Source organism: Nocardioides sp. F233, assembly GCF_057813895.1.
Map to the genome: position 1 here is coordinate 310,800 of NZ_JBVASH010000004.1, position 23,873 is coordinate 334,672.

26 protein-coding genes are annotated in these 23,873 nt (G+C 71.0%); 18 read left to right on the top strand and 8 right to left on the bottom strand.

What is annotated here, in order from left to right:
* Positions 1-173 precede the first annotated feature (173 nt).
* The 6 genes from ACZYRU_RS17485 (at position 174) to ACZYRU_RS17510 (ending at position 6,780) form a co-directional block, all read left to right on the top strand.
* Complete coding sequence (locus ACZYRU_RS17485; RefSeq protein ID WP_488958366.1) at positions 174-635, top strand: TadE/TadG family type IV pilus assembly protein; 462 nt, start codon at positions 174-176, stop codon at positions 633-635.
* A 1-nt stretch (position 636) separates the two neighbouring features.
* Positions 637-2,541, top strand: a complete 1,905-nt coding sequence (locus ACZYRU_RS17490; protein ID WP_488958367.1) for a Tad domain-containing protein — start codon at positions 637-639, stop codon at positions 2,539-2,541.
* 144 nt (positions 2,542-2,685) lie between these two features.
* A complete protein-coding gene (locus ACZYRU_RS17495) occupies positions 2,686-3,051 on the top strand; it encodes a YraN family protein (protein ID WP_488958368.1) in 366 nt (121 codons plus the stop codon).
* Complete coding sequence (locus ACZYRU_RS17500; RefSeq protein WP_488958369.1) at positions 3,051-4,667, top strand: YifB family Mg chelatase-like AAA ATPase; 1,617 nt, start codon at positions 3,051-3,053, stop codon at positions 4,665-4,667. Before ACZYRU_RS17495 ends, ACZYRU_RS17500 begins: the two co-directional genes overlap by 1 nt.
* Complete coding sequence (gene dprA / locus ACZYRU_RS17505) at positions 4,664-5,812, top strand: DNA-processing protein DprA (RefSeq protein WP_488958370.1); 1,149 nt, start codon at positions 4,664-4,666, stop codon at positions 5,810-5,812. The genes ACZYRU_RS17500 and dprA overlap by 4 nt, the downstream gene beginning before the upstream one ends.
* A complete protein-coding gene (locus tag ACZYRU_RS17510) occupies positions 5,809-6,780 on the top strand; it encodes a tyrosine recombinase XerC (RefSeq protein ID WP_488958371.1) in 972 nt (323 codons plus the stop codon). Before dprA ends, ACZYRU_RS17510 begins: the two co-directional genes overlap by 4 nt.
* 93 nt (positions 6,781-6,873) lie before the next feature.
* Here the strand turns inward: ACZYRU_RS17510 and ACZYRU_RS17515 are convergent, their stop codons facing one another.
* Genes ACZYRU_RS17515 through ACZYRU_RS17525 form a run of 3 tightly spaced genes read right to left on the bottom strand, consistent with a single transcriptional unit; the run spans position 6,874 to position 7,909 of the window.
* Complete coding sequence (locus ACZYRU_RS17515; RefSeq protein ID WP_488958372.1) at positions 6,874-7,050, bottom strand: PIN domain-containing protein; 177 nt, start codon at positions 7,048-7,050, stop codon at positions 6,874-6,876.
* On the bottom strand, positions 7,047-7,334 hold the full coding sequence (locus tag ACZYRU_RS17520) for a type II toxin-antitoxin system Phd/YefM family antitoxin (protein WP_488958373.1): 288 nt from the start codon (positions 7,332-7,334) through the stop codon (positions 7,047-7,049). Before ACZYRU_RS17520 ends, ACZYRU_RS17515 begins: the two co-directional genes overlap by 4 nt.
* Positions 7,331-7,909 (bottom strand): peptidoglycan DD-metalloendopeptidase family protein, encoded by a 579-nt coding sequence (locus ACZYRU_RS17525; protein WP_488958374.1) that lies wholly within the window; start codon positions 7,907-7,909, stop codon positions 7,331-7,333. The genes ACZYRU_RS17520 and ACZYRU_RS17525 overlap by 4 nt, the downstream gene beginning before the upstream one ends.
* A 308-nt stretch (positions 7,910-8,217) precedes the next feature.
* On the opposite strand from ACZYRU_RS17525, the gene rpsB reads away from it, so the two are divergent.
* From rpsB to ACZYRU_RS17565, 8 genes are all read left to right on the top strand, one after another.
* Positions 8,218-9,135, top strand: a complete 918-nt coding sequence (gene rpsB / locus ACZYRU_RS17530; RefSeq protein WP_488958375.1) for a 30S ribosomal protein S2 — start codon at positions 8,218-8,220, stop codon at positions 9,133-9,135.
* 38 nt (positions 9,136-9,173) lie between these two features.
* Positions 9,174-9,983 (top strand): translation elongation factor Ts, encoded by an 810-nt coding sequence (gene tsf, locus ACZYRU_RS17535; RefSeq protein WP_488958376.1) that lies wholly within the window; start codon positions 9,174-9,176, stop codon positions 9,981-9,983.
* A 178-nt stretch (positions 9,984-10,161) separates the two neighbouring features.
* Positions 10,162-11,361, top strand: a complete 1,200-nt coding sequence (locus tag ACZYRU_RS17540) for an SHOCT domain-containing protein (RefSeq protein ID WP_488958377.1) — start codon at positions 10,162-10,164, stop codon at positions 11,359-11,361.
* Positions 11,358-12,614, top strand: a complete 1,257-nt coding sequence (locus ACZYRU_RS17545) for a TFIIB-type zinc ribbon-containing protein (RefSeq protein WP_488958378.1) — start codon at positions 11,358-11,360, stop codon at positions 12,612-12,614. The genes ACZYRU_RS17540 and ACZYRU_RS17545 overlap by 4 nt, the downstream gene beginning before the upstream one ends.
* Positions 12,611-12,895: a hypothetical protein gene (locus ACZYRU_RS17550; protein WP_488958379.1), complete on the top strand. Its 285-nt coding sequence runs from the start codon at positions 12,611-12,613 to the stop codon at positions 12,893-12,895. The genes ACZYRU_RS17545 and ACZYRU_RS17550 overlap by 4 nt, the downstream gene beginning before the upstream one ends.
* Positions 12,896-12,929: 34 nt before the next feature.
* Positions 12,930-13,643, top strand: a complete 714-nt coding sequence (gene pyrH, locus ACZYRU_RS17555; protein WP_179724902.1) for a UMP kinase — start codon at positions 12,930-12,932, stop codon at positions 13,641-13,643.
* Between the two features lie 54 nt (positions 13,644-13,697).
* Positions 13,698-14,252, top strand: coding sequence for a ribosome recycling factor (frr, locus tag ACZYRU_RS17560; RefSeq protein WP_488958658.1), 555 nt, complete (start codon positions 13,698-13,700; stop codon positions 14,250-14,252).
* Between the two features lie 22 nt (positions 14,253-14,274).
* Entirely contained in the window at positions 14,275-15,153 is an 879-nt protein-coding gene (locus ACZYRU_RS17565; RefSeq protein ID WP_273519960.1) for a phosphatidate cytidylyltransferase, read from the top strand.
* Position 15,154: 1 nt separating this feature from the next.
* On the opposite strand, the gene ACZYRU_RS17570 is transcribed toward ACZYRU_RS17565, so the two are convergent.
* From ACZYRU_RS17570 to ACZYRU_RS17585, 4 genes are read right to left on the bottom strand one after another with little or no spacing between them, the layout of a single operon-like run.
* Positions 15,155-16,282 (bottom strand): hypothetical protein, encoded by a 1,128-nt coding sequence (locus ACZYRU_RS17570; RefSeq protein ID WP_488958380.1) that lies wholly within the window; start codon positions 16,280-16,282, stop codon positions 15,155-15,157.
* Positions 16,279-17,070: a tryptophan 2,3-dioxygenase gene (locus ACZYRU_RS17575; protein WP_488958381.1), complete on the bottom strand. Its 792-nt coding sequence runs from the start codon at positions 17,068-17,070 to the stop codon at positions 16,279-16,281. The genes ACZYRU_RS17570 and ACZYRU_RS17575 overlap by 4 nt, the downstream gene beginning before the upstream one ends.
* A 10-nt stretch (positions 17,071-17,080) precedes the next feature.
* Positions 17,081-18,358 carry an RNA polymerase sigma factor gene (locus tag ACZYRU_RS17580; protein ID WP_488958382.1) on the bottom strand — a complete coding sequence of 426 codons (1,278 nt, stop codon included), beginning with the start codon at positions 18,356-18,358 and terminating at the stop codon, positions 17,081-17,083.
* On the bottom strand, positions 18,355-18,774 hold the full coding sequence (locus tag ACZYRU_RS17585) for a YciI family protein (RefSeq protein WP_488958659.1): 420 nt from the start codon (positions 18,772-18,774) through the stop codon (positions 18,355-18,357). Before ACZYRU_RS17585 ends, ACZYRU_RS17580 begins: the two co-directional genes overlap by 4 nt.
* Positions 18,775-18,909: 135 nt before the next feature.
* Here ACZYRU_RS17585 and ACZYRU_RS17590 point away from each other — a divergent pair, with 135 nt between their 5' ends.
* The 4 genes from ACZYRU_RS17590 to ACZYRU_RS17605 all read left to right on the top strand — a co-directional run bounded on the left by ACZYRU_RS17590 (position 18,910) and on the right by ACZYRU_RS17605 (position 21,808).
* Positions 18,910-19,281 (top strand): hypothetical protein, encoded by a 372-nt coding sequence (locus ACZYRU_RS17590; RefSeq protein WP_488958383.1) that lies wholly within the window; start codon positions 18,910-18,912, stop codon positions 19,279-19,281.
* 77 nt (positions 19,282-19,358) lie between these two features.
* On the top strand, positions 19,359-20,501 hold the full coding sequence (rlmN, locus tag ACZYRU_RS17595; protein ID WP_488958384.1) for a dual-specificity RNA methyltransferase RlmN: 1,143 nt from the start codon (positions 19,359-19,361) through the stop codon (positions 20,499-20,501).
* A 71-nt stretch (positions 20,502-20,572) separates the two neighbouring features.
* Positions 20,573-20,896, top strand: coding sequence for a nuclear transport factor 2-like protein (locus ACZYRU_RS17600; protein WP_488958385.1), 324 nt, complete (start codon positions 20,573-20,575; stop codon positions 20,894-20,896).
* Between the two features lie 105 nt (positions 20,897-21,001).
* Positions 21,002-21,808 carry a GNAT family N-acetyltransferase gene (locus ACZYRU_RS17605; RefSeq protein WP_488958386.1) on the top strand — a complete coding sequence of 269 codons (807 nt, stop codon included), beginning with the start codon at positions 21,002-21,004 and terminating at the stop codon, positions 21,806-21,808.
* 218 nt (positions 21,809-22,026) lie between these two features.
* Here ACZYRU_RS17605 and ACZYRU_RS17610 read toward each other — a convergent pair whose 3' ends face one another.
* Positions 22,027-23,751 carry a TIGR03767 family metallophosphoesterase gene (locus tag ACZYRU_RS17610; RefSeq protein ID WP_488958387.1) on the bottom strand — a complete coding sequence of 575 codons (1,725 nt, stop codon included), beginning with the start codon at positions 23,749-23,751 and terminating at the stop codon, positions 22,027-22,029.
* Positions 23,752-23,873: the final 122 nt, after the last annotated feature.

The following is a 23,873-nucleotide window of genomic DNA, read 5'->3' on the forward strand; positions in this document are numbered from 1 at the left end:
GACCATCGTCCCGGGCGACAGGGACCACGGGCCCTAGTCAGAACGAACTAGCCCGCTCCCGTCGTCCGAGTGGAATGACCCGGGATTCGTTCCACGGCTGTTCTCCGCGCCACTACTGTGTGCGCAACGCCGCTCGGGGGCGTCATGGGAGCGAGTCCGGGGGAGGCCGGCCGATGAGGCGTTGTGTGCGAGGGACGGGTGTGCTGCTGCGCCGTCGAAGGACGAGCGACAGGGGTGCAGCTGCGGTCGAGTTCGCGCTGATCCTGTTCCCACTGATGCTCATCGTGTTCGGCATCATCAACTACGGCGACATGCTCAGCGTGCGTCAGTCCGTGAGCCAGGCTGCGTCCGAGGGGGCGCGGGCGGCGGCGGTCGAGCTGGACGCGGCCAAGCGCACCATCAGCGCGCAGAACGCCGTCAACGCCGCGCTGGCGACCCAGGGCAGCCAGTACAGCTGTACTTCCTGGGGGTCGGGAGCGAACGACTGCAGCGTGTCGGTCGCTGCCTGCAGCAACGACGCCACGAAGTCCTGCGCGACGGTCAAGGTCGTGATCCCCTACGACGGGATGATCCCCGGATTCGGCCTGGTGCTTCCTGACTGGCTCCGCTACACCGCCGTCGCGAGGGTGAGCTGACGTGAGCCGGACCGCCCGGGACGAGCGCGGGGCGGCGGCGCTGCTCATCGCCTTGCTGATGTCGAGCGTGCTGCTGGTGTCCGCTTCCTTCGCGGTCGACATCGGGATGCAGCGGGTCGCCCGGACCGACGCCCAGACGCTGGCCGATGTCGTGGCCCTGGACCTCGCCCAGGAGCTGAACAAGGGGAAGACGCTCGCGCAGCTGACGGCAGCCGCCCAGGACCAGGCCCTTGCGAACGCGAGTCGCGACCGCAACAGCAGCGTTCTCGGCACCCACCAGGGGCGGGTGCCGACCCTGGATGTCGCGTGGGGCGTCATGGAGGACGGTTCCTTCAAGGCGTATGTCCGGCCGGCGGACGACGCCAAGATCCCGACTGCGGTCAGCGTCGTCGCCCACACCGAGACCGGCTTCTCCATCGAGGTGGCGAAGACCGGCAAGGCACAGCGGCGGGCTGTGGCGTCGGCCGACAAGGGGGCCTGCTTCCGCATCGGCTCCTTCATCGCGCGGGTGAGGTCGGGTGACAGCGCCCTGCTCGCGACCCTGCTCGGCGGACTGCTCGGCTCCAACCTCGACGCGACGGTCGGTGGCTACTCAGGTCTCGCCGACGCGAACGTCAGCCTGCTGGACCTGGTCAAGACCGGGCAGCTGGGCGTCGGAACCGTCAGCGAGCTGCTGAAGGCCGACCATGTCAACGTCGCCGATCTCATCGGCGCCTCTCTCGACGTGCTCTCCTCGCCCGGGCACGGTGCCAGCGCCGCCACGGTGACCGCGCTCGGGGCGATCAAGGCCGCCGCCCTGCTCAGCGGGCTGACGGTCAAGATGGGGGACCTCATCTCCGCAGCGCCCAGCGATCCAGCTGCCCTCGCATCCAGCGTCAACGTGCTCGACCTCGTGACCGGGGCGATCATCGTCGCCAACAAGGACCACCTGGTCGACATCCCGGGGCTCAAGGTCGGTCCGATTGCAGGCGTCACCGCGACCACGACCCTGAAGGTGATCGAAGGTCCGCGAAAGGTCTGCTCGGGCGACCCGAACGACGTGGCGCACACGGCTCAGGTGCAGCTGACGACGACGATCCACTCGGACGCGCGGGACATCGGCGTCTCCATCGGTGGTCTCGCCAGTGCCAAGGTGCACGTCGATGCGATCGACCTGACACTCGAGACGCGCCTGGCCCAGGCGAATGCGAGGATGCTGAGCCTGAACAACTGTGATGCCACGGGTGCGCAGAGCGTGACCTTCCAGGTGAACTCGGCCGCGGTCGGGGTCCCCACCCTGACTTCTGGCACGATTCACGCCTCCGTGTCGGGCGATCTGCTGACCGGCACCGGAGCGAGTGCGTCGCTGATCGACAGCCTGCTCTCCGGGCTCTCGGGGATCCTCAGCCCGCTCGCTCCCATCGTCGCGGTGAACTCGACGATCCTGAAGGGTGCGCACCTCTCGCTCGACGTCAACGCCGGGGTGCAGCTCAACGGGACGCCCGGCGTGGCGCCCACGGATCCGACGTACACCGTCGACGCACCGCATTGGGACCTGACCAACCCGACCGCCTTCACGGTTCCGGGAACCTTGATTCCGTCGATCAGCGCGTTCTCACTCACGCCGTTGAGCGTTGCCGTGGGCGGGACGTTCAGCACGCAGCAGGCGTTGGTGGTGCTCCTGGGCGTGCCCATCAGCCTCGGCCCGCTGGTCACCAAGCCGCTCAACAGCCTGGTCGCCGGCCTGTCGACGCAGCTGCAAGGCGTGGTGACGTCTGCGGTGACTCCGCTGCTCAACGGACTGATCTCGGAACTCCAGTCCAAGGTGATCAACAAGGTGTCGGCGATGCTCGGCCTCAACATCGGTGGGTTCGACCTGTGGGTCGAGCATCAGCCGAGGTGCGGCGCCCCGCGGCTCGTCAGGTGACGGGTCGTCACATGATCGCCTCATCGTTCCGTCGAGTCGCCTGCGGTGACGTCAACTGTCCACAGCGGGCCGTCTCGACCTGACTCTCCACAGCCGGAGCGGTGCTGATCCGCGGCCCGGTCCTGGCGTGCCGATGCTGGGGGCATGACGACAGCACAGGCCCGCCGGGCGATCGGCGCGTACGGCGAGGACGTGGCGGTGCGCCACCTGACCGGGCTCGGGATGGTGCTGCTCGAGCGCAACTGGCGTTGCGCCGACGGCGAGGTCGACGTACTGCTGCGCGACGGCGCCACCTTGGTGGTGTGCGAGGTCAAGACCCGCACCTCGCTGGTGGCCGGCACCCCGCACGAGGCGATCACCGACGCCAAGCTCGACCGGTTGCGCCGGATGGGGGAGCGGTGGGTGCTCGAGAGGGGCATCCGGCCCGACGGGATCCGGGTCGACCTGGTCGCCGTGCTGCGCCCGGCCCGTGGACCCGCGGTCGTCGACCACGTGCGGGGGCTGTGCTGATGCCGTTCGCGACCGCGCGGTGCGTGGCCCTCGACGGTGCGGTGGGGCACCTGATCGACGTCCAGACCGACGTCTCGGTCGGGCAGCCCACGACCGTCGTCGTCGGGCGGGCCGACACGTCGCTGCGCGAGGGCGTCGACCGGGTGCGCATGGCGCTCGTCAACACCGACCTGGCCTGGCCGGCGACCAAGCGGTGCACCTTCCTGTTCTCGCCTGCCGACCTGCGCAAGACCGGCACCCACTTCGACCTGGCGATGGCGGTCAGCCTGCTCGCAGCCGACGCTCAGCTGGAGCCGCAGTGGCTGGAGGGCACCGTCTTCATCGGCGAGCTGACCCTGGCGGGCGGTCTGCGGCCGGCACTGGGCGTGCTGCCGATGGTGCTGGCCGCCGCGGCCGCCGGGATCGGCCGCGTCTACGTTCCCGAGCCCCAGGTCGCCGAGGCGACGATGGTGCCGGGTGTGGAGGTGATCGGCGTTCGCTCCCTCGGACAGGTGGTCGCCGAGCTCCGGTGCGACGAGCTGCCGCTCGCCCCACCCGTGGCCGCCTCGACCGGCCTCCGGCTGATCTCGTGGCGCGGCGACGAGCGGCTCGACGAGCTGGACCTGGCCGACCTGCGCGGCATGACCGAGGAGAAGTACGCCCTCGAGGTCGCCGCTGCCGGCGGCCACCCGCTCCAGCTCTCCGGGCCGAAGGGGTGCGGCAAGACCAGCCTTGCCGAACGGATCCCGACGATCCTGCCCGATCTCACGCCCGAGGAGTCGCTCGAGCTCACCGCCCTCCACTCGTTGGCCGGGGTGCTCGACCCCGGCGGCGGGATGGTGGTGCGACCGCCCTTCGCCGCGCCCCACCACGACGCGAGCAAGGTCAGCGTGATCGGCGGCGGCTCGGGCCGGGTGCAGCCCGGCGAGCTCAGCCGGGCCCATTGCGGAGTCCTCTTCCTCGATGAGTTCGCCTTGTTCCGCTCTGACGTCATCGAGGCCCTGCGCCAGCCCCTCGAGAACGGCGACATCACGATCGCCCGCCGCGACGAGTCCGTGACCCTTCCTGCCGGCGCGCTGCTGGTGCTCGCCAGCAACCCGTGCCCGTGCGGCAACTGGACCAGGACCTCCCAGACCAACCGCTGCACGTGCGCCGAGACCGTCCGGCGGGCCTACCGGGCCAAGCTGTCCGGCCCGATCATCGACCGCATCGACGTCGTGCGCAACGTCGTTCCGGCCTCGCCGTCGAGCCACGACCCGTTCCGCACGGTCGAGACCTCGGCCGAGGTGCGGCTGCGGGTCGGTGCTGCGCGTCTGCGACAGCACGAGCGGTACGCCGGCCGGGGCTGGCGCCTCAACGGCCACGTGCCCAGCCCACGCCTCAAGGACACCTGGCCGCTGCCGCCCGCCGCTCAGCAGGTCATCGACGCCGAGATGCTGGCCGGTCGCCTCAGCGCCCGCGGCGCCGTCCGCGTCCACCGGCTGGCGCTCACCGTCGCCGACCTCCGTTCGGTGCGGGCCGGCCGTGACGTCGAGGCCGGTGTCGACGAGGTCCGCACCGCGCTGCGGCTCCGGTCCGGCCAGCCGCTGGACCTCGCGATGTTCCGGGCCGACGCCGGTACGGAGGGGGTGGCATGACCGACCTCGAGCGCGAGCGGTTGGCCCGCGCCACCATCAACCTGGTCACCGAGCCCGGTGACCTGCGCTGTCTGGGCCTGACCCGCGAGCTGGGCGGTCCGCGCTTCCTCGAGGTGCTGCGCGAGCAGCCCGACCTGCGCCCCGAGCTCACCGCCGCGGCCGGTCGGCTCTCGAGCGCCCAGCCCGACCGGGTCCTCGAGCGCGCCGCACGCCGCGGGATCCGGTTCGTGATCCCCGGCGACGACGAGTGGCCGGCCTCGCTCGACGACCTGGCCGGTGCCGGCGTGCTGCACGCTCGCGGCGACGTACCGGTCGGGCTGTGGGTGCGTGGTCCGTACCGGCTCGACCAGCTCGAGACCGCGGTCGCCGTGGTGGGCTCGCGCTCGTCGACGCAGTACGGCGACCAGGTGGCCGGCGATATGGCGGCCGTCCTCGGTGCGGCGGGACGCCCGGTCGTCTCCGGGGCGGCGTACGGCGTCGACTACGCCGCCCACCGCGGCGCCGTCACCGCGGGTGCGCCGACCGTCGCCGTCCTGGCCTGCGGCGTCGACCGGGTCTACCCCCTCGGCCACCGCCAGATGCTCGACCACCTCGCCGAGCACCACGCGATCGTCTCCGAGGCCCCACCCGGCTCGGCGCCGTTCCGGATCAGGTTTCTCTCGCGCAACCGGATCATCGCGGCCCTCACCCGCGGCACGGTCGTCGTCGAGGCCGCCCTCCGCAGCGGCGCGCTCAACACCGCGTCCTGGGCCGACCAGTTGCACCGGACCGTGATGGGCGTTCCCGGGCCCGTCTCCAGCGCCGCGTCCGAGGGCGTGCATGAGCTCATCCGCGCCGGCGCCGCATCGCTGGTCACCCGCGGGGAGGACGTGCTCGAGATGCTCGGCGCCTCCGGCGAGGACCTCGGCGAGATCGCCCGCGCTCCCGCTGGCCCCCGCGACCGGCTCTCCGTCCGCGCCCGCCAGGTGCTGGACGCGGTCCCGGTCTCCTCGCCGGCGCCCACCACCTCCGTCGCGGTCGTCGCCGGCCTCGGAGCGGTGGAGGTCGAGCGACTGCTCGGCGGGCTCGCGGCCGACGGCCACGTCGAGCGACTCCCGGCGGGTTGGCGGCTGCCCGGAGGTGATCGACCTACGATCGAGCGGTGAGCGTCGACCCAGTGAGCGTTGCGGCCGAGGACGCGGCCGAGGAGCAGGCCGACGTCCTGCCCGAGGCGTTCGCGCGCGTCCTGGGGGAGTACGAGCGCCACCTCGTCGCCGAGCGCGACCTGACCCAGCACAGCGTTCGGGCCTACCTCGGCGACATCGCCGGCTTGCTCGAGCACGCCGGGCGGCTCGGCCTGGCCGACGTCGACGAGCTCGACCTGCGGACCCTGCGCAGCTGGCTCGCCAAGCAGCAGACCATGGGCCTGTCCCGTACGACGCTCGCGCGCCGGGCCACCGCGGCGCGGGTGTTCACCGGGTGGCTCGCGCGCACCGACCGTACGCCGAACGACGTCGGCTCGGCGCTCGGGTCGCCGCGCCCGCACCGCACGCTGCCCGACGTGCTGCGGGTCGACGAGGCCACCCGGCTGATCAGCGCCGCGACCGAACTCGCCGACGACGGGAGCCCGGTCGGCCTGCGGGACGTGGCGATGCTGGAGCTGTTGTACGCCACGGGCATGCGCGTCGGCGAGCTCTGCGGGCTCGACATCGACGACGTGGACCGCGACCGCAACGTCGTGCGCGTCTTCGGCAAGGGCCGCAAGGAGCGCACGGTGCCCTTCGGCCAGCCGGCGGCCGCGGCCATCGACCGCTGGCTCGGCCAGGGCCGCACCGCCCTGGCCCGTCCGGGCTCCGGTCCGGCCCTCTTCCTCGGTGCCCGGGGCGGCCGGATCGACCAGCGAGCGGTCCGCACCCTCGTCCACCGCCGGCTCGCCGACGTCCCGGGCGCCCCCGACCTGGGCCCGCACGGACTCCGGCACACCGCCGCTACCCACCTCCTCGAGGGCGGCGCCGACCTGCGCTCGGTGCAGGAGCTGCTCGGGCACGCGTCCCTGGCCACGACCCAGCGCTACACGCACGTCACCACCGACCGCCTGCGCCGTGCCTACCAGCAGGCGCACCCGCGGGCGTGAGCCAGGGGCGGCGCTGTTCAGGCCGGTGTTGCCGTCGTGAGCCCTCGCTGTCTGGCCGCCTCGCCCAAGCGGAGGTCATAGGTCACGTCTCGGTCACCTCGCCTGCTCGGCGCCGTGGCGGGTCGCAGCCCGGCGGGTCTCGGTCGCCAGGAGGGCGGACGAGAACACGCCGCCGTCGGGCACCGTTGCCAAGAAGTCGACCAGTGCCTCCGACTCCGGTTCTTCGACGATCGGCTTCACTACCGCGGACGTGTCGAGGTAGGTCCTCACAGCCGCTCCTCACGTAGCTCGGCGAGCACGTCTTCGCTGCGGAGTGCCGACCGCACGCGCTTCACGTTGCGCCAGCTCTGATGCTTGGTCGCAGGCGTTGAGATCTGGGAGCGCCAATGCTCGTCGTTCGTCGGCTGGCGCAGGATCGCCACCATCTCGCCGTGATTGGTGATCTCGAAGGACTCGCCGGCAGCCACCCGTCGCAGGATCTCGGCGCTGTTGTTGCGCAGCTCGCGATGGGGAATCCTCTCCACGGCTCTGGTCCTGACGTTCGCGGCCTTCATCGGGCCGCCCCGAAGGCTGTGGCAATCGTGGCAATTCCGCGAGGGGCGATCGCGCGGGCGACAGGCAGGTCCCGCCACAGCGGCAGCAGCCGGACCGGTCCGGCGCCGACCAGCCGGAGCGGGTCGAGGTACGTGTCGCCGGCGACCCAGCCCCAGTGCAGGCAGGCCCGCGGGAAGCAGTGCGAGCCCGGCAGCTCGAGAGTGCCGATCACGTCGCCCGCGGCGAGCCTGGTGCGGACGGTCACGACAGCGGTCACGGGCTCGTACGTGGTGCGGGTGGCGCCGTGGCTGACGACGACCACGCCGCGGCCGGCGATCCGGCCGGTGAAGACCACCGTGCCGGAGAGCGCGGTGCGGACCGGCTGGCCGGCGTGCCCGGCGAGGTCGACCCCACGATGCCCGGAGCCGTAGGGGGAGTCGGGTGGGTCGAAGTGGCGCACGACCTCGGGCACGGGCGCGAGCGGCCAGACGCCGACCGGGTCCTCGGAGCCAGGTGCAGCTCGGGCCGGGGCGGTGTGCAGGAGCAGTCCGAGGAGAAGGGCGAGCAGCGGGAGGAAGGGAAACGGGCGGGGCATGGGACGAGCATGCGCGGCGGGTCCGGCAGGACCCGGTCGGAGCGGGTAGGGGTTGTGGAGAAGGGGTGGGGACAACGGGGGTTGTGGAGAGCCCAGGTCACGGATTGGTGCGACCAGCGCCCGACGCCGTACGCTTGGAGGCACCGGTCCGCCCTGGGCCGGAATTCGCTCGTCCGCAGACCACGTCGGCACCTCTCCGGAGCCGATCACCCGTGGGCGTCGATCCTCAGTCCGTCAGACCTCCGGGTCGGGCGGTCGGATCACGCGCAGGCGACAGGCTCAACTGAAAACACACAGGAGAAAACATCATGGCTGTCGTGACCATGCGCCAGCTCCTCGAGAGCGGCGTCCACTTCGGACACCAGACCCGTCGTTGGAACCCGAAGATGAAGCGATTCATCCTCACGGACCGCAACGGCATCTACATCATCGACCTGCAGCAGTCGCTGGCCTACATCGACCGCAGCTACGCCTTCGTCAAGGAGACCGTGGCCAAGGGCGGGACGATCATGTTCATCGGCACCAAGAAGCAGGCGCAGGAGTCGATCGCCGAGCAGGCGACCCGCGTCGGCATGCCCTACGTCAACCAGCGCTGGCTGGGCGGCATGCTCACCAACTTCGCGACCATGAACCAGCGGATCAACCGCCTCAAGGAGCTCGACGACGTCGACTTCGACGACGTGGCCGGCTCGAACCGCACCAAGAAGGAGCTCCTGCAGATGAAGCGGGAGCACGCCAAGCTCGAGAAGACCCTGGGCGGTATCCGCGAGATGTCCCGGGTCCCGTCGGCCGTGTGGATCGTCGACACCAACAAGGAGCACCTCGCCGTCGAGGAGGCGCGCAAGCTGCGCATCCCGATCATCGCGATCCTCGACTCCAACTGCGACCCCGACGACGTCGACTTCCCGATCCCGGGCAACGACGACGCCATCCGCGCCGTGGGCCTGCTGACCCGCGTCATCGCGGACGCTGCGGCCGACGGCCTCATGTCCCGCTCCGGCGCCGGCTCGGCCTCGAGCACCGCCGCCGAGGAGCCCCTCGCTGCGTGGGAGCGCGAGCTCCTCGAGGGTGACGCTGCCGCTCCGGCCGCCGAGGCTGCTGAGGCCACCGAGGCGCCCGCCGAGGCCACCGAGGCGCCCGCCGAGGCTGCCGAGGCACCCCTGACCGAGGCCGTCGCGACCGACGCCGAGGTCACCGAGGCGACCGACGCTCCGGCCGAGGCCTGAGCTCTCCCCGTCCACCCCTGAGAATCGAACGAGGATCCATGGCATTCACTGCTGCTGACGTCAAGAAGCTCCGCGAGCTGACCAGCGCCGGCATGATGGACTGCAAGAAGGCGCTCGACGAGACCGACGGCGACTTCGACAAGGCCGTCGAGCTGCTCCGCGTCAAGGGCACGGCCAAGGCCGCAGCTCGTGCCGCTGAGCGCGAGGCCTCCGCCGGTCTGGTCGCCGCCTCCGGCAACGCCCTGATCAGCCTCAAGGCCGAGACGGACTTCGTGGCCAAGAACGAGGCGTTCATCAACGCCGCGCAGGCCATCGCCGACGCCGCCGACTCCACCAAGGCTGCCGACATCGAGTCGCTGCGTGCCGCCGCGCTCGGCGACACCACGGTCGGCGAGACCGTCGACGAGCTGGCCCGCACGATCGGCGAGAAGATCGAGCTCGGTGAGGTCGCCTACTTCGAGGGCCCCGTCGCGGTCTACCTGCACAAGAAGGCCTCCGACCTGCCCCCGACCCTCGGCGTCATCGTCGAGTTCGAGGGCGACGAGGCCGCGGCCAAGCAGGCCGCGCAGCAGGCTGCTGCCCTCAAGGCGCAGTTCCTGACCAGCGACGAGGTCCCCGCGGACGTCGTCGCGGCCGAGAAGGACGTCCTGACCAAGAAGACGCTCGAGGAGGGCAAGCCCGAGGCTGCCGTCGCGAAGATCGTCGAGGGTCGGATCAACGCCTTCTTCAAGGAGATCGTCCTGCTCGACCAGGAGTCGGTCTTCGAGGCGAAGAAGTCGGTCAAGCAGGTCCTCGACGCGGCCAACACGACCGTCAAGCGCTTCGCGCGCTTCGAGGTCGGCGCCTGATCGCGCACTGATCGCACCGGACGGCCGGTGGTCACCTCGGTGACCACCGGCCGTCTGCTTTTTCGCCTGTGCCGCCACCTGCCAGGAGGTAGGTTTGTGCCGCCCGGCCATCGGACATGTGTCGGACCTGCGCGCCCGCACTCGCGGGTGCACTTCGGTGTCAGAAGGAGAGCGTCACGTGGGACTCATCCAGGCTGCAATCGGTGCCATCGGCGGCACCCTCGCCGACCAGTGGGTCGACTTCTACGGCGTCCCGGACGGCGTGGGCTCGACGGTCGCGATCTTCCCTGCCGTCGCGAAGGGCCAGAACGCCGGCCGCGGCAGCAACACCCAGGGCTCCGAGGGCGTCATCACCAACGGGTCCAAGATCATCGTGCCCGAGGGCTACGGCCTGGTCCTGATGGAGGACGGCGCCTTCACCGGCTTCGCCGCCGAGCCGGGCGCCTACATCTGGAACTCCGACGACCCGGCCTCGCAGTCGATCTTCACCGGCGGTGGCCTGGTCGACTCGCTGATCAAGCAGAGCTGGGAGCGCTTCAAGTTCGGCGGTCGTCCCTCCGCGCAGCAGTCGGCGATCTTCGTGACGCTCAAGGAGCTGCCCAACAACAAGTTCGGCACCCAGTCGGAGATCTACTGGGACGACGCCTTCCTCAACACCCAGGTCGGCGCGATCACCCGCGGCACCTACACCCTGAAGATCACCGACCCGCTGACCTTCATCCGCAACTTCGTGCCCGCCGACGTCATCGGCGGCCGCAGGTCGTTCGACTTCACCGACATCGACAACCCGGCCGGCGAGCAGCTGTTCAACGAGGTCGTCGGGTCGCTGGCGCCGGCGTTCTCGATGTACACCAACGACCCCGCCAAGGGGAACCGGATCACCAAGCTCCAGCAGGACTCGATCGGCTTCGCCCAGTCGCTGTCCGCGGCCGTCGAGCAGAACTACCAGTGGCGTACCGACCGCGGCCTCGAGATCGTCAAGACCGCGATCATCGCGATCGAGTACGACGCCAACACGCGTGAGCTCCTCAAGAACGTCCAGCGGGCCGACGCGCTGTCCGGGTCGCGCGGCAACTCCAACCTCCAGGCGTCGGTCGCGGCCGGCATCGAGGCGGCTGGCGAGAACGCCGGTCCGGGCGGCCTGATCGGCATGGGCATGGCGACCGGCGGCATGGGCCTGGGCGGCCTGCAGCAGCCCGTCGCGCCCGCGCCGGCCCCGGCCGCCCCCGCCGCTGCCGCGCCTGCTCCCGCGGCCCCGGCCGCTCCCGCCGCCGACGACCCGATGGCAGTCCTCAAGCGCGCCAAGGAGATGCTCGACGCCGGACTGATCACCCAGGAGGACTACGACGCGGCGAAGGCGAAGGCGCTCGGTCTGTGAGCCAGGAGTCCGCCGAGCCGAAGCAGCCCACCTTCGACGGGCCACCCCTGTCGCTGGAGGAGGAGCTCGCTGCGGCCAAGGCCGAGCCGGAGGCCGGCCCGAGCATCGAGACCGTCAACGAGTCGCTCAAGGACGGCCTCAACCGCTGCCCGAAGTGCGGCTCGACCGACGTCCAGCTGCGCGGCTCGACGGGCATGCTGGTGTGCCTCTTCTGCCGCAACGAGTGGCAGGAGGCCCGCGTCGAGGAGGAGTTCGGCCTCGGCGAGGGGATCGACCAGCTCGAGGGCACCGTCATCGCGAGCGGTGCAGGCGACATCGCGGCCGACGCGGCGGACCAGCTCACCTTCAAGTGCGAGGCGTGTGGTGCCGAGGTCGTCGTCGATACCGCCCACGCGCTCAACGCCCGCTGCCACTGGTGTCGCCACACGCTCAACGTCAACCAGCAGATCCCCAACGGCGCCGTACCCGATGCGGTGCTGCCGTTCCGGTTGACCAAGGACGAGGCGGTCGAGAAGATCCGCGAGTTCGCCTCGAAGCGACGGCTCTTCGCGCACAAGCGGTTCAAGAAGGAGTTCGTGCCGGAGAACGTCCTGGGCGTCTACCTCCCCTACCTCGTGATCGACGCCCGCGCGGAGTCCCAGTACTGGGGCAAGGGTGAGGTCCAGACCCGGCGCTGGACGGAGAAGCAGGGCGACAACAACGTCACCTACTACGCCGCCGACGTCTACCAGGTGGCGCGGCAGGTGTCGTTCACGGTCGACGACCTGACCGTGGAGGGCTCGTCCGAGCGCGCCCAGATCGGTCCGGCCAACACCAACAACATCATCAACACGATCCTGCCGTTCGACACGAAGAACGCGGTCCAGTGGAACGCCAGCTACCTCGTGGGCTTCACCAGCGAGAAGCGCGACCTCAACGTCGAGGCGGTCCGCCCGCACCTCGAGGACCAGCTGCTCTCCATCGGCCGCTCCGAGGTCCGGGGATCGCTCGGCCGGTTCGACCGGGGGGTGCGCTGGGAGCAGGAGAAGCTTGACGTGGGCGGCTCCCGCTGGGTGGCGATGTACCTCCCGGTGTGGATCTACTCCTACCGGCAGGAGAGCAACGGCCTGCTGCACTACATCGCGGTCAACGCCCGCACGGGGGAGACGATGGGCAGCATCCCGGTCTCCCAGCCCAAGCTGCTCCTCGCAGCATTCACGGTCGGCACCTTCCTCGAAGGCATCGCCGGCGCGATCCTGGTGGCGACGGCATGACACTCGACCTGATCACGGCCCTGGTCCCGCTGTCCGGCGACAGCAACCCGGTCTGGCTGCTCGCGGCCGGGCCGGCCGGCGGCGCGGCGACGTACTGGGCCTTCTACCGCTACTACCGCAACACGGACAAGTCCCACCAGTTCGAGCGGGACACGCTGATCGCGGCGCAGCCCGTCCAGGGCGGCGAGGAGAAGGTCGGGCACATCTCGAAGACCCGGGACTCCGACATCGACGGCGACAACAGCGGCAACTACCGCCAGCGGGTCCAGCGGGTGCAATGACGAGGTGCCGCCTCCACCCCGGTAAGGTCACCCCGTGCCCGGTTACAAGCGCGTCCTCCTGAAGCTCTCCGGTGAGGTGTTCGGCGGTGGCAAGGTCGGGGTCGACCCCGACGTCGTGCAGGCCATCGCCAAGGAGGTGAAGGCCGTCGCCGACGCCGGCGTGCAGATCGCCGTCGTCACCGGCGGCGGCAACTTCTTCCGCGGCGCCGAGCTCCAGACCCGCGGCATGGACCGCGTCCGGGCCGACTACATGGGCATGCTCGGCATCGTCATGAACTGCCTCGCCCTCCAGGACTTCCTGGAGAAGCAGGGCGTCGAGACCCGCGTGCAGACCGCGATCACGATGGGCCAGGTCGCCGAGCCCTACATCCCGCGGCGCGCGATCCGGCACATGGAGAAGGGCCGCGTGGTCATCTTCGGCGCCGGCATGGGCCTGCCGTACTTCTCGACCGACACCGTCGCCGTCCAGCGCGCGCTGGAGAGCAAGTGCGACGTGGTGCTGGTCGCCAAGAACGGCGTCGACGGCGTCTACAGCGCCGACCCGAACGTCGACCCGACCGCCACGAAGTACGACGAGCTGACCTACGACGACGCGATCGCCCAGGGCCTGCGGATCATGGACCAGACCGCGTTCGCCCTGTGCGGCGAGAACAAGCTTCCGATGATCGTCTTCGGCATGGAGCCCGAGGGCAACATCCTGCGGGTCGTGCAGGGTGAGAAGATCGGCACGCGGGTCAGCGCAGGCTGAACAGGCTGAGGTCTCGACAGGCTCGACCAGCTCTTAGACGAAGGAGAACCGGTGATCAACGACACCCTCAACGAGGCCGACCAGAAGATGGGCAAGTCGGTCGACGCGACCCGTGAGGAGTTCGCGGCGATCCGCGCCGGGCGTGCGCACCCGAGCATGTTCAGCAAGATCATGGTCGAGTACTACGGCACCCCGACGCCGATCCAGCAGCTCGCCTCGTTCACGGCTCCCGAGCCGCGCATCATCATCGTCGCCCCGTTCGACGTGGGCGCGATCGGCAATGTCGAGCGGGCGATCCGCGACTCCGACCTGGGCATCAACCCGTCCAGCGACGGCAAGCAGCTGCGCTGCGTCTTCCCCGAGCTGACCGAGGAGCGCCGCAAGGAGTTCATCAAGCTCGCCAAGGAGAAGGCCGAGGGCGGCAAGGTCGCCGTGCGCCAGGTGCGCCAGAAGGCCAAGCAGGGCCTGGAGAAGCTCGAGAAGGACGGCGAGGTCGGCAAGGACGACGTCACCGGTGCCGAGAAGCGTCTCGACGGCCTCACCAAGAAGCACACCGACGCGATCGACGAGCTGCTCAAGAACAAGGAAGCCGAGCTGCTCGAGGTCTGACCTCCAGCTGCTCCCACACCTCATGTCATCGACAACGCCGTCGACGCCTGCCCCGAAGAAGGACCACGGCCGTGCCGGCCGGGACCTGAAGGCCGCGGTCGGTTCCGCGGTCGTGCTGCTGGGCGCGATCGCGGCCTCGCTGCTGTTCTGGAAGCCGGCGTTCATGGTGATCGTCGCGATCGCCGTGGTCGTCGCGGTGTGGGAGCTGCGCAAGGGGCTGCTCGCCAAGGACATCGACCTGCCCGAGCAGCCGTTGATGATCGGCGGCGTCGTGATGGTCGTCGTCGCCTACCTCTGGGGCTCCGCGGCCCTGGTGACGGCGACGGCCGTCAGCGCGCTGGTGATCATGCTGTGGCTGCTGCGCCGCGGCATCGACGGCTACGTCAAGAACGCCACCGCCTCGGTGTTCGCGCTGGTCTACGTGCCCTTCCTGGGCTCGTTCGTGGCGCTGATGCTCGCCGAGGGCGGCCGTGACGGTGGCGGCCTCGACGACCCGGGCGTGAAGGGCATCATCACCTTCATCCTGGTGACGATCGCCTCCGACATCGGTGGGTACGTCGCCGGCGTGCTCTTCGGCAAGCACCCGATGGCGCCCGTGATCTCGCCCAAGAAGTCCTGGGAGGGCTTCGCCGGCTCGACCCTGGCCACCGTCGGCGCCGGTGTGGCGCTCGTGGTCTACCTCCTCGACGGCGACTGGTGGATCGGCGTCGCGCTCGGTCTGATCGCCGTCGTGATGGCCACGCTCGGCGACCTGTGCGAGTCGGTCATGAAGCGCGACCTCGGCATCAAGGACATGAGCCAGGTCATTCCAGGTCACGGCGGCCTGATGGACCGCCTCGACTCGCTGCTCGCCACGATCGCCCCGATCTGGCTGCTGCTGCACTACGGCATCTTCACCTGAGTCACCCTCGGGCGGCCGCGACCTCCCCGAGCACGCCCATCGCCTCGATGAGCTGGTCGTCGGTGAGGTACGGCGCCGGCCCCAACCGCAGGTGCTGCCCGCGGTTGTCCGCGTGCACCCCGCGCTCGGCCAGCGCTGCGCGCAGCCGCGCTGCGTGGGGTGACACGAGCGAGAGGAAGCCACCGAAGCGTTCGGCCGGGGTGACCCGGTCGCGGGTGAGGATCTCGTCGGGCAGGTCGAGCGCGTCGAACTCGCGGGCCAGCAGCCCGCGCTGGTGCAGCGAGATCTCGCGCAGCCGCGCGGGCGTCAGGCCCTGTCCGACGAAGAAGTCGAGGACCCGGGCCGCGCGGTAGTGGCTGGTCGGGTCGTACGTCGACCCGGCGAACCGGTCGCCGTCGTGTGCGAACCAGCCGGTGACCACCGGCTCCATGCCGCTCGCGTGCGGCGGGATCCGTAGGAAGCAGTTGCCCTCGCCGAGCTGGAGGTACTTGTAGCCGCCGCCGAGGATCCAGGCGTCACGCAGCCCGTCCGTCTCCACGGACAGGGGCACGACTCCGAGCTGGTGGTAGGCGTCGACCAGCAGCTCGGTGAGGGTGACGTCGCACGCCTCGGCGACCGCCGCGAGCCCCGGCACGACCTGCGAGGTCTCGAACAGCACGGACGAGATGACGACACCCGCGGTGCGGCTGTCGACCGCGGCCGCGACCCGCTCGGCGAGCGTGTCCACGGGCGCCACCGGAACCCGCACCACCTCGACCCCGACCTCGGCGAGCCGGTCGAGCTGGCGGCGGGCCGAGTCGAACTCGCCGTCGGTGGTGACCAGCCGGGGCCGGGTGCGCAGGGGCAGGGCGGACAGGAAGCGCACGAGCAGCTCATGGGCACTCGCGCCGAGGGCCACCTCCGCACCGGGGTCGTCGACGAGCATCCGTACGCCGGCGCGCAGCCGTTCCGCGCGGGCCTCGGCCCGGGCCCACTTGCGGTCGACGTCGAGCGCGGCGTCGTCGTACGCCTCGATCACGCCCTCGCGGGCGACGTCGGGCCAGGCCTGGTGGGCGTGGCCGGTGAGCAGCAGCCGGTCGGCGACCCGGAACCGGGTGTAGTGCCCGGCCAGGTCGCCGCCCAGGCTCACATCTCGCTCCGGATCGCCCACAGGTCGGGGAACAGGGCCTGGGTGACGGTGCTCCACAGGTACGCCGCGCCCGAGGAGCCACCGGTGCCGGGCTTGGCACCGATGGTGCGCTCGACCATCTTCACGTGCCGGTAGCGCCACTCCTGGAGGCCCTCGTCGAGGTCCACGAGGCGCTCGGCGACCTGGGCGGCACCGCCGTCGTCGTCGTACGCCGCCAGCAGCAGCCGCTGCACGTCCGGCGACGGCTCCCACGGGGTGGTGAGGTCGCGCTCGAGGGCGGCCGCGGGGACGTCGTACCCCTGGGTGACGAGGTAGCGCAGGAAGGAGTCGAAGATCGACGGGCGTGACATCGCCGCGGCGATCCGGGTCCGGCCGTCGCTGCCCTCGGGGTAGTGCTCGAAGACGCGCGGATCGCGGCGCCCGAGGGTGGCCTCGAGCTCGCGGAACTGCGCGGACTGGAAGCCGCTGGAGGCGTCGAGGCGGCCGCGGAAGCTGGTGAACTGGCGCGGGGTCATCGTCTCGAGGACGTCGACCTGCGCGACGTTGACCTTGAGGATGGTGCGGACCCGGCCGAGCGTGTGCAGCGCGCGGGGCGTGTCACCGTCCTCGAGCCGCTGCTGCAGTCCGGTGATCTCGTGGAGCATCTGCTTGAACCAGAGCTCGTAGACCTGGTGGATCACGATGAAGAGGAGCTCGTCGTGCTCGTCCGAGCGGGGGTGTTGCGCGGAGAGGACGTCGTCGAGGGCGAGGTAGCTGCTGTAGGTCAGCGACGGGTGTGGATCGGTCACCGCCCCACTCTCACAGAGCGGCCAGCTTCGCGGCCAGTACGACGCGCTCGGACTCGTTGCGGCACAGGCCGAGCGCCAGCTCGAGCTCGGCACGGGCGTCCTCGGTGCGGCCCATCCGGCGCAGCAGCTCACCACGTACGCCGGGCAGCAGGTGGGACCCGGCGAGCGCTCCCTCGGCGGCCAGCTCGTCGACGAGCGGCAGCGCCGCGGCCGGCCCGGACGCCATCGACACGGCGACTGCACGGTTGAGCTCGACGACGGCCGACGGCGCGATCCGGCCGAGCGCCTCGTAGAGCAGCACGACCCGGTCCCAGTCGGTCTCGGCGACCGATGCGGCCCGGGCGTGGCAGGCGGCGATCGCGGCCTGCAGCCCGTAGGCGCCGAGGCCGCGGCCGACGGTCTCGGCGCGGGCGAGGGTGGCCAGGCCGCGCTGGATCGCCCGGTGGTCCCAGCGGCGGCGGTCCTGGTCCTCGAGCAGGACGGGGGTGCCCGTGGCCGTCGTACGCGCCGGGAAGCGGGCCGCCGTCAGCTCGAGCAGCACGAGCAGGCCGTGGACCTCCGGCTCGTCGGGGACCAGCCGGGCCAGCACCCGCGCCATCCGGATCGCCTCGCGGGCCAGGTCGGCGCGGATCCAGGCGTCGCCGGAGGTGGCCGAGGAGCCCTCGGTGAAGATGACGTAGACGACGCCGAGGACGGCGCGGAGGCGCTCGCGTCGCTCCTCGGGAGGAGGTACGACGAACGCGACCCGCGCCGCCGCCAGGGTCTTCTTCGCGCGGGTGATCCGGGCCTGGACGGTCGCGGTCGGCACCAGGAACGCCCGGGCGATCTCGTCGCTGGTGAGACCGCCGACGGTGCGTAGCGTCAGCGCGACCTGGGACTCGGGGGAGAGGGTGGGGTGGCAGGCGATGAAGACGAGGGCGAGCAGGTCGTCGTCGATCCGGCCGGGGTCGGCGAGCAGGTCGAGGTCGCCGTCGTCGGCCGCCGACGCACGGGTCGCGAGGTCGCGGCCGAGGGCGGCGTACCGCTCGTCGCGGGCGGCCCGGCGCCGGAAGCCGTCGATCGCGCGGCGCCGGCCCACGGTCAGCAGCCAGCCCGCCGGGCTCGCCGGGACGCCGTCGCGCGGCCACGCGACGAGCGCCTCGGCGAACGCCTCCTGGGCGAGGTCCTCGGCGAGGGTGAAGTCGCCGGTGTAGCGGGCCAGCGCGCCGACGATCCGGGCGGACTCGATCCGCCAGACCGCCTCGACGGCGCGCCGGCCCTCAGCGCCCTGCCCGGAGGGGGTGGTCACAGCTGGCCGGTCGCCTCGCGCCAGGCGCGCTCCTTCTGGATCCACGGGTTGTCCTGCGGGAACTCGTCGATCGAGGTGATCCGGCGGATCTCGGACTTCATGCCGGGACCGGCGAGCGGTGCTCGCTTCGCCCACGCGGCCGCCTCCTCGAGGGAGGCGACGTCGACGATCCAGTAACCGCCGAACAGCTCCTTGGTCTCGCCGTACGGGCCGTCGGTGACGACCGGGGGCTGGCTCGAGTAGTCCACGACCAGCCCGGTGGCGGGGTCCGGGTCGAGGCCCTCGGCGGCGATCAGCACCCCGGCCTGGAGCATCTCCTCGGTGAACCGGCCCATCGCCTCCATCACCTCCTCGAAGGGGAGGTTGCTCTCGGCGAAGGCGGCCTCGGCCTCGGCGGTGGCGCGCATGATGAGCATGTACTTCACGGTCGGTCTCCTCAGGACTGGGGGTCGCGTCTCGACCCTTCCACCCCTCGGTCGATCGGGGAACCTCCGGATCGACACTCGCCGGATATCCGATCCTTGGTGTGCGGCCGCTACGATCGCCCGGACATGACTGAGGCAGGCGAGGGCCGCGTGGGCGGCGAGGCGGAGACGCTGGACGAGAAGTCCCGGCGCCCCGACTGGTTCCACCGCGGACACCCCGTCTTCTTCCCGCTCGCCGGGTTCTTCACCGGCATGGTGGCGGTCATCGTCGTACCCGGCCTGTACGCCGCCATCATCAAGTGGGTCGCCGGCTACAAGCGCGTCGAGGAGCTGTTCCCCTTCGTGCTGCTGATGTTCGTGGTGCCGATCGGGATGCTGGTCCCGCAGCACACTCGCCGGTTCGGGCGCTACATGCTGCTCGGGATGCTCGCCACGCTGCTGGTGGTGGTCGGGGTCGGGGCCGCCGTCGTGTGGTTCCTGCTCAACAAGGACGCCTGAGCGCGCTCCCCGGGCGGGTTCCGGGGGTCTGCAGGGGATTGGGTCACCGCGCTCCCGGGTGGGAGAATCGTCGGGCCATGTCCGAGCAGCCCGACGCGCAGCCCCGCAACCTCCCCCTCGTCTTCACCGAGCCACGGGGACGCAAGAAGCCACCCCGGCACCTCGCGGACCTGAGCGACGCGGAGCGCAAGGACCTGCTGGTCGAGATGGGCCTGCCCGGCTTCCGGGCCAAGCAGCTCGGCATGCACTACTTCGGCCGGCTGGTCCACGACCCCGCCGAGATGACCGACCTCCCGGCCGCCCAGCGTGCCGCGCTGGTCGGCGCCCTCCTGCCCGACCTGATGGACCCGATCCGGCAGCAGAGTGCCGACAAGGGCAAGACGGTCAAGACGCTGTGGAAGCTCTTCGACGGCTCGCTGGTCGAGTCGGTCCTGATGCGCTACAAGGACCGCGCGACGATCTGCATCTCGAGCCAGGCCGGCTGCGGCATGGCCTGCCCGTTCTGCGCGACCGGCCAGGGCGGCCTGCAGCGCAACATGTCGACCGCCGAGATCGTGCACCAGGTGGTCGTCGGCGCCCGCGCCATGGCCAGCGGTGACGTCGCCGGCGGGCCGGGGCGGCTCTCGAACGTCGTGTTCATGGGCATGGGCGAGCCGCTCGCCAACTACAAGGCCACCCTGGGCGCCGTACGCCGCCTCACCGAGCCGGCCCCGTCCGGCCTCGGCCTGTCGGCCCGCCACGTCACGGTCTCGACCGTCGGCCTGGTGCCCCGGATCAGGCAGCTCGCCGACGAGGGCATCCCCGTCACGCTCGCGCTGTCGCTGCACGCACCCGACGACGAGCTGCGCAACGACCTGGTGCCCATCAACACCCGGTTCTCGGTCGCCGAGACCGTCGACGCGGCGTACGAGTACTTCGAGAAGACCGGTCGCCGGGTCTCGATCGAGTACGCCCTGATGCGCGACATCAACGACCAGGGCTGGCGCGCCGACCTGCTGGCCGACGTGCTCTCGGGCGACGGCCGCGGCACGGGCTGGGTCCACATCAACCCGATCCCGCTCAACGAGGTCCGGGGCTCACGGTTCACCCGCTCGCGCGAGGAGGACATGGACGAGTTCGTCCGCCGCCTCGAGGCCAAGGGCATCGCCACGACGATGCGCGACACCCGGGGCAGCGAGATCGACGCGGCCTGCGGGCAGCTGGCCGCTCTGGAGAACTGACAGGGAGACTGGCGCCGGGTCGAAGGCGCAGCGAGGGGCCTTGTCGGTGGCCACGCCTAGCATCCGGTGACGTGTCTACTCTCCCTGATGTCATCTCCCGCTACTACGCCGCCGCTGCTGTCGGTGACCTGGGCACCCTGATCTCCTGCTTCGCCCTCGATGCGCATGTGCTCGACGAGGGGGCTGACTACAACGGTGTGGACGAGATCCGCCGCTGGCGGGAGGCTGTCGCGACGAAATACACGTACACCACCGCGATCACCGCAGTCGAGATGCCGGCGGACGGTGCGTACGTGGTCTCGACCCACCTCGAAGGCGACTTCCCCGGTGGAGTCGTCGACCTGGAGCAGCGGTTCACCGTGAGCGGCGAGTTGATATCCGAGCTGCTGATCTGAGTTCGCATCAGGTCGACAAGGGCCCTGCGACTGGTTCTCGGGCGCTGCCGCCCCGCTCGTGCCCATTGGTGGCAGGTCCGCTGACCGATCGAGCATGATCGGACCATGACACATCAGGCTCGGGAGCGTGTCGACGCCGCGAGCGCGGCGTGGGTCTTCGTGCCGGTGGGAGCGCCGCGGGTCGAGGCGGAGGAGTACCTGCTCGTCCGCCATCCCGACTGGAACGAGCGCCCGGTCCAGGTCGCCCGCACCGGTGCCGGCCGGCCGGTCGCGGAGGTCGTCGACGAGGTGCTGGTGCGCGCCCGGGACCTGGTGGACCCGGCGGCGCCGGGCACGGCCGAGGTCGCCTGGTGGGTACTGCTGGACGCCCCGGAGGGGCTGGAGCGCGAGCTCGTCGACCGGGGAGCGGTGCTCGACGAGACGGTCGACGTGCTGGCGATGGAGCTCACCGACGCCGACCCGTCGACGCTGGCGCCTGCAACGGACGTCGAGCTGCGCTGGAGCGACGACCTCGACGTGTTCGTCGATGCCGTCGGGCTGACCACCGCGGTGCTCGGGGGTGCCGTCACCGACCGTGCGGTGCTCGCGGACGTCTTCCCGGGGGAGGCGGCCAAGGTCCGCGGCGGGGGCGGCGGAGCCGTGGTGGCCTACCTCGACGGGCGCCCGGTCGGGTCCGGAGGACTCACGGTCGTCGGGGCCGACGGCCGGCTGTGGGGTGGGGCGGTGCTGCCCGAGGCGCGTGGGCGGGGCGTCTACCGGGCCCTGCTCGCCGCCCGACTGCGGTACGCCGCCGATCACGGTGCCGACCTGGTGATCGTGAAGGGTCGGGTGCAGACCTCCGGACCGATCCTGCGGCGCGCCGGCTTCACCGCTCACGGCCAGGAGCGCTCCTGGCTGCTCCCGGTCGGCTGACGGGCACATGTAACTAAGTGTTACGGCACGAAATCCACGGCAACGACGCCCGGGTAGTGGCCACAGCACCCGGGTAGTTGCGGAAACCAGCGCCGCTGATGTCGGCGACCACCCCTCCTTGGGGATCTCCGTGCCCGCACCATCTACCTCGGTGTTGTGACACCTGCCCGGGCGTTGTTGCACCGGTTTTCGCGATGTAACACTTAGTTACAAGCGGCTCAGGCCAGCGGGTTGCCCACCAGCAGCTCGACGTTCCGGTCGTCCGCGCTGCCGAGGCCCGCGCCGTGGTCGTGCCAGTCGTTGGCGGCGAGCTCGCGGGCCAGGCCGGCGAGCTGCTCGGCGTTCGCGGTGCCCGCACCGGCAGAGGCGGGGCCGGCGTGGTCGACCATGGTCGTGAAGATCGACAGGGTGCCGTCGCGGTTGTCGGCGACCTCGATGATCCGGGCCTGCTGCGGCCAGTCGATGTGGGAGGCCGTGGTGATCTCCCACAGGCCGCCACCGCCGGTGCGCGGACGCGGGGTGATCTTGTTGCGGTGGGTGTGGCCGTTGACCCAGGCGATGACCGACGGCGTCGCGAGCAGCGCGTCGAGGACCTTGGCGCCGGTGACCCGGGTCTCCAGGGAGCCGCCGGTGGCGATCAGCGGGTTGCCCATGGTGTCGGAGGTGTGGTGGCTGAAGACGAGCACCACCTTGTCGGAGGACTGTGCGAGCAGCGCGGTGAGCCAGGCGAACTGGGTCTTGTCGAGCGAGCCGTCGGCGTACCCGTTGGGGTTGACGGTGTCGAGGACGATGAAGCGGAACTGCCCCTGGTCGAAGGAGTAGTACGCCGTGCCCTGCTGCCGGTTGGTGCTCGTGAAGCCGTGGCCGAAGGGCGCGCCGCCGAGCGCGAAGTGCTGCTCGACGATCTGCTTGCGGGTGAGCAGGCGGCGGTTCAGGTCGGGGGCGACGGCGCGGACGCCGGCGTTGGTGACGCCGCTGAGCAGGCCGGTGAGGACGGCGCCGGGGTCGGCGGTGAGGTCCTGCAGCAGCTGGCCCGGGTCGAGGCCGAGCGGCGGCGACACGATCTTGAGGGCGCCGAGCGCGATCAGGTTGAGCTGCAGCGTGGAGGCGGGGAAGTTGCCCTGGGCGAGGCCGTCGTGGTTGCCGAAGACGGAGTACCACGGGATGGTCAGGCCCTCGGCGGTGAACGGGCGACGGGCGGCGTCGAGGAGGCCGGGCACGACGGGGAAGCCGTACTCCGAACGCGGGTGGTCGACCGGCTTGCCGGCGGGGTTGCCCTCCGGGTGCCAGTACGCCGGGTCGTAGGTCAGCGGGGTGCTGTCGGCCACGCCCTCCCACCGGGTCAGGTTGCCGGAGTCGAAGCGGACCGGGCCGCCGTTGAGGACGTTGATGTTCCAGCGGACCTCGTTGAGCTGCGAGTTGTCCGAGTTGTCGCCGGTCTGGATCGCGAGCGCGAACGGCGTGCCGGTGACCGGGCCGCTGCCGATCCGGTTGATCGCCCTGACCATCGAGTCGGCGACGTGGCCCGTGAGCATCTCGTGCGTCCGGTACGACGAGGTGAACAGCCCGGTCGACGGCAGCGGGCTCGGGTCGTCGAGCCGGTCGGTCCACTCCAGGCGCAGCGGCGACTGGGCGTCGACGACGTGGATGTCACTGAGCTGCACGAAGGAGATCAGCCCCTGGCGGCGGCCGGTCCGGCCGGCGTCGCTGAGCACGCCGAGCGCCGTGCGCGCGACGTGCGGCTCGCCCGAGGCCGTGATCACGCTGCGGTAGCCGCCGGTGCCGGCCGGCCCGTGGGCGAACGTCCGGCCGAGGGTGGCGGGCGCCGGGGCCGGGTCGGCCGAGGCGGAGGAGCGGAGCACGCCCGGGAGCGTGGTGGCGGCGGCCGCGAGACCGCCGGCGGCGATGGCGTTGCGGATCAGGTTTCGGCGAGAGATCTCCACGAAGCAGGCAACGAGGCGAGGGTGAACCGGGTCACGTCGTACCCCAGCCGTTCACGAACGGGACGCCCGACACTTGCGCAAGTCCGACTCCGTGTTGACGCGCGCTTCCTAGCGTCGGTGTC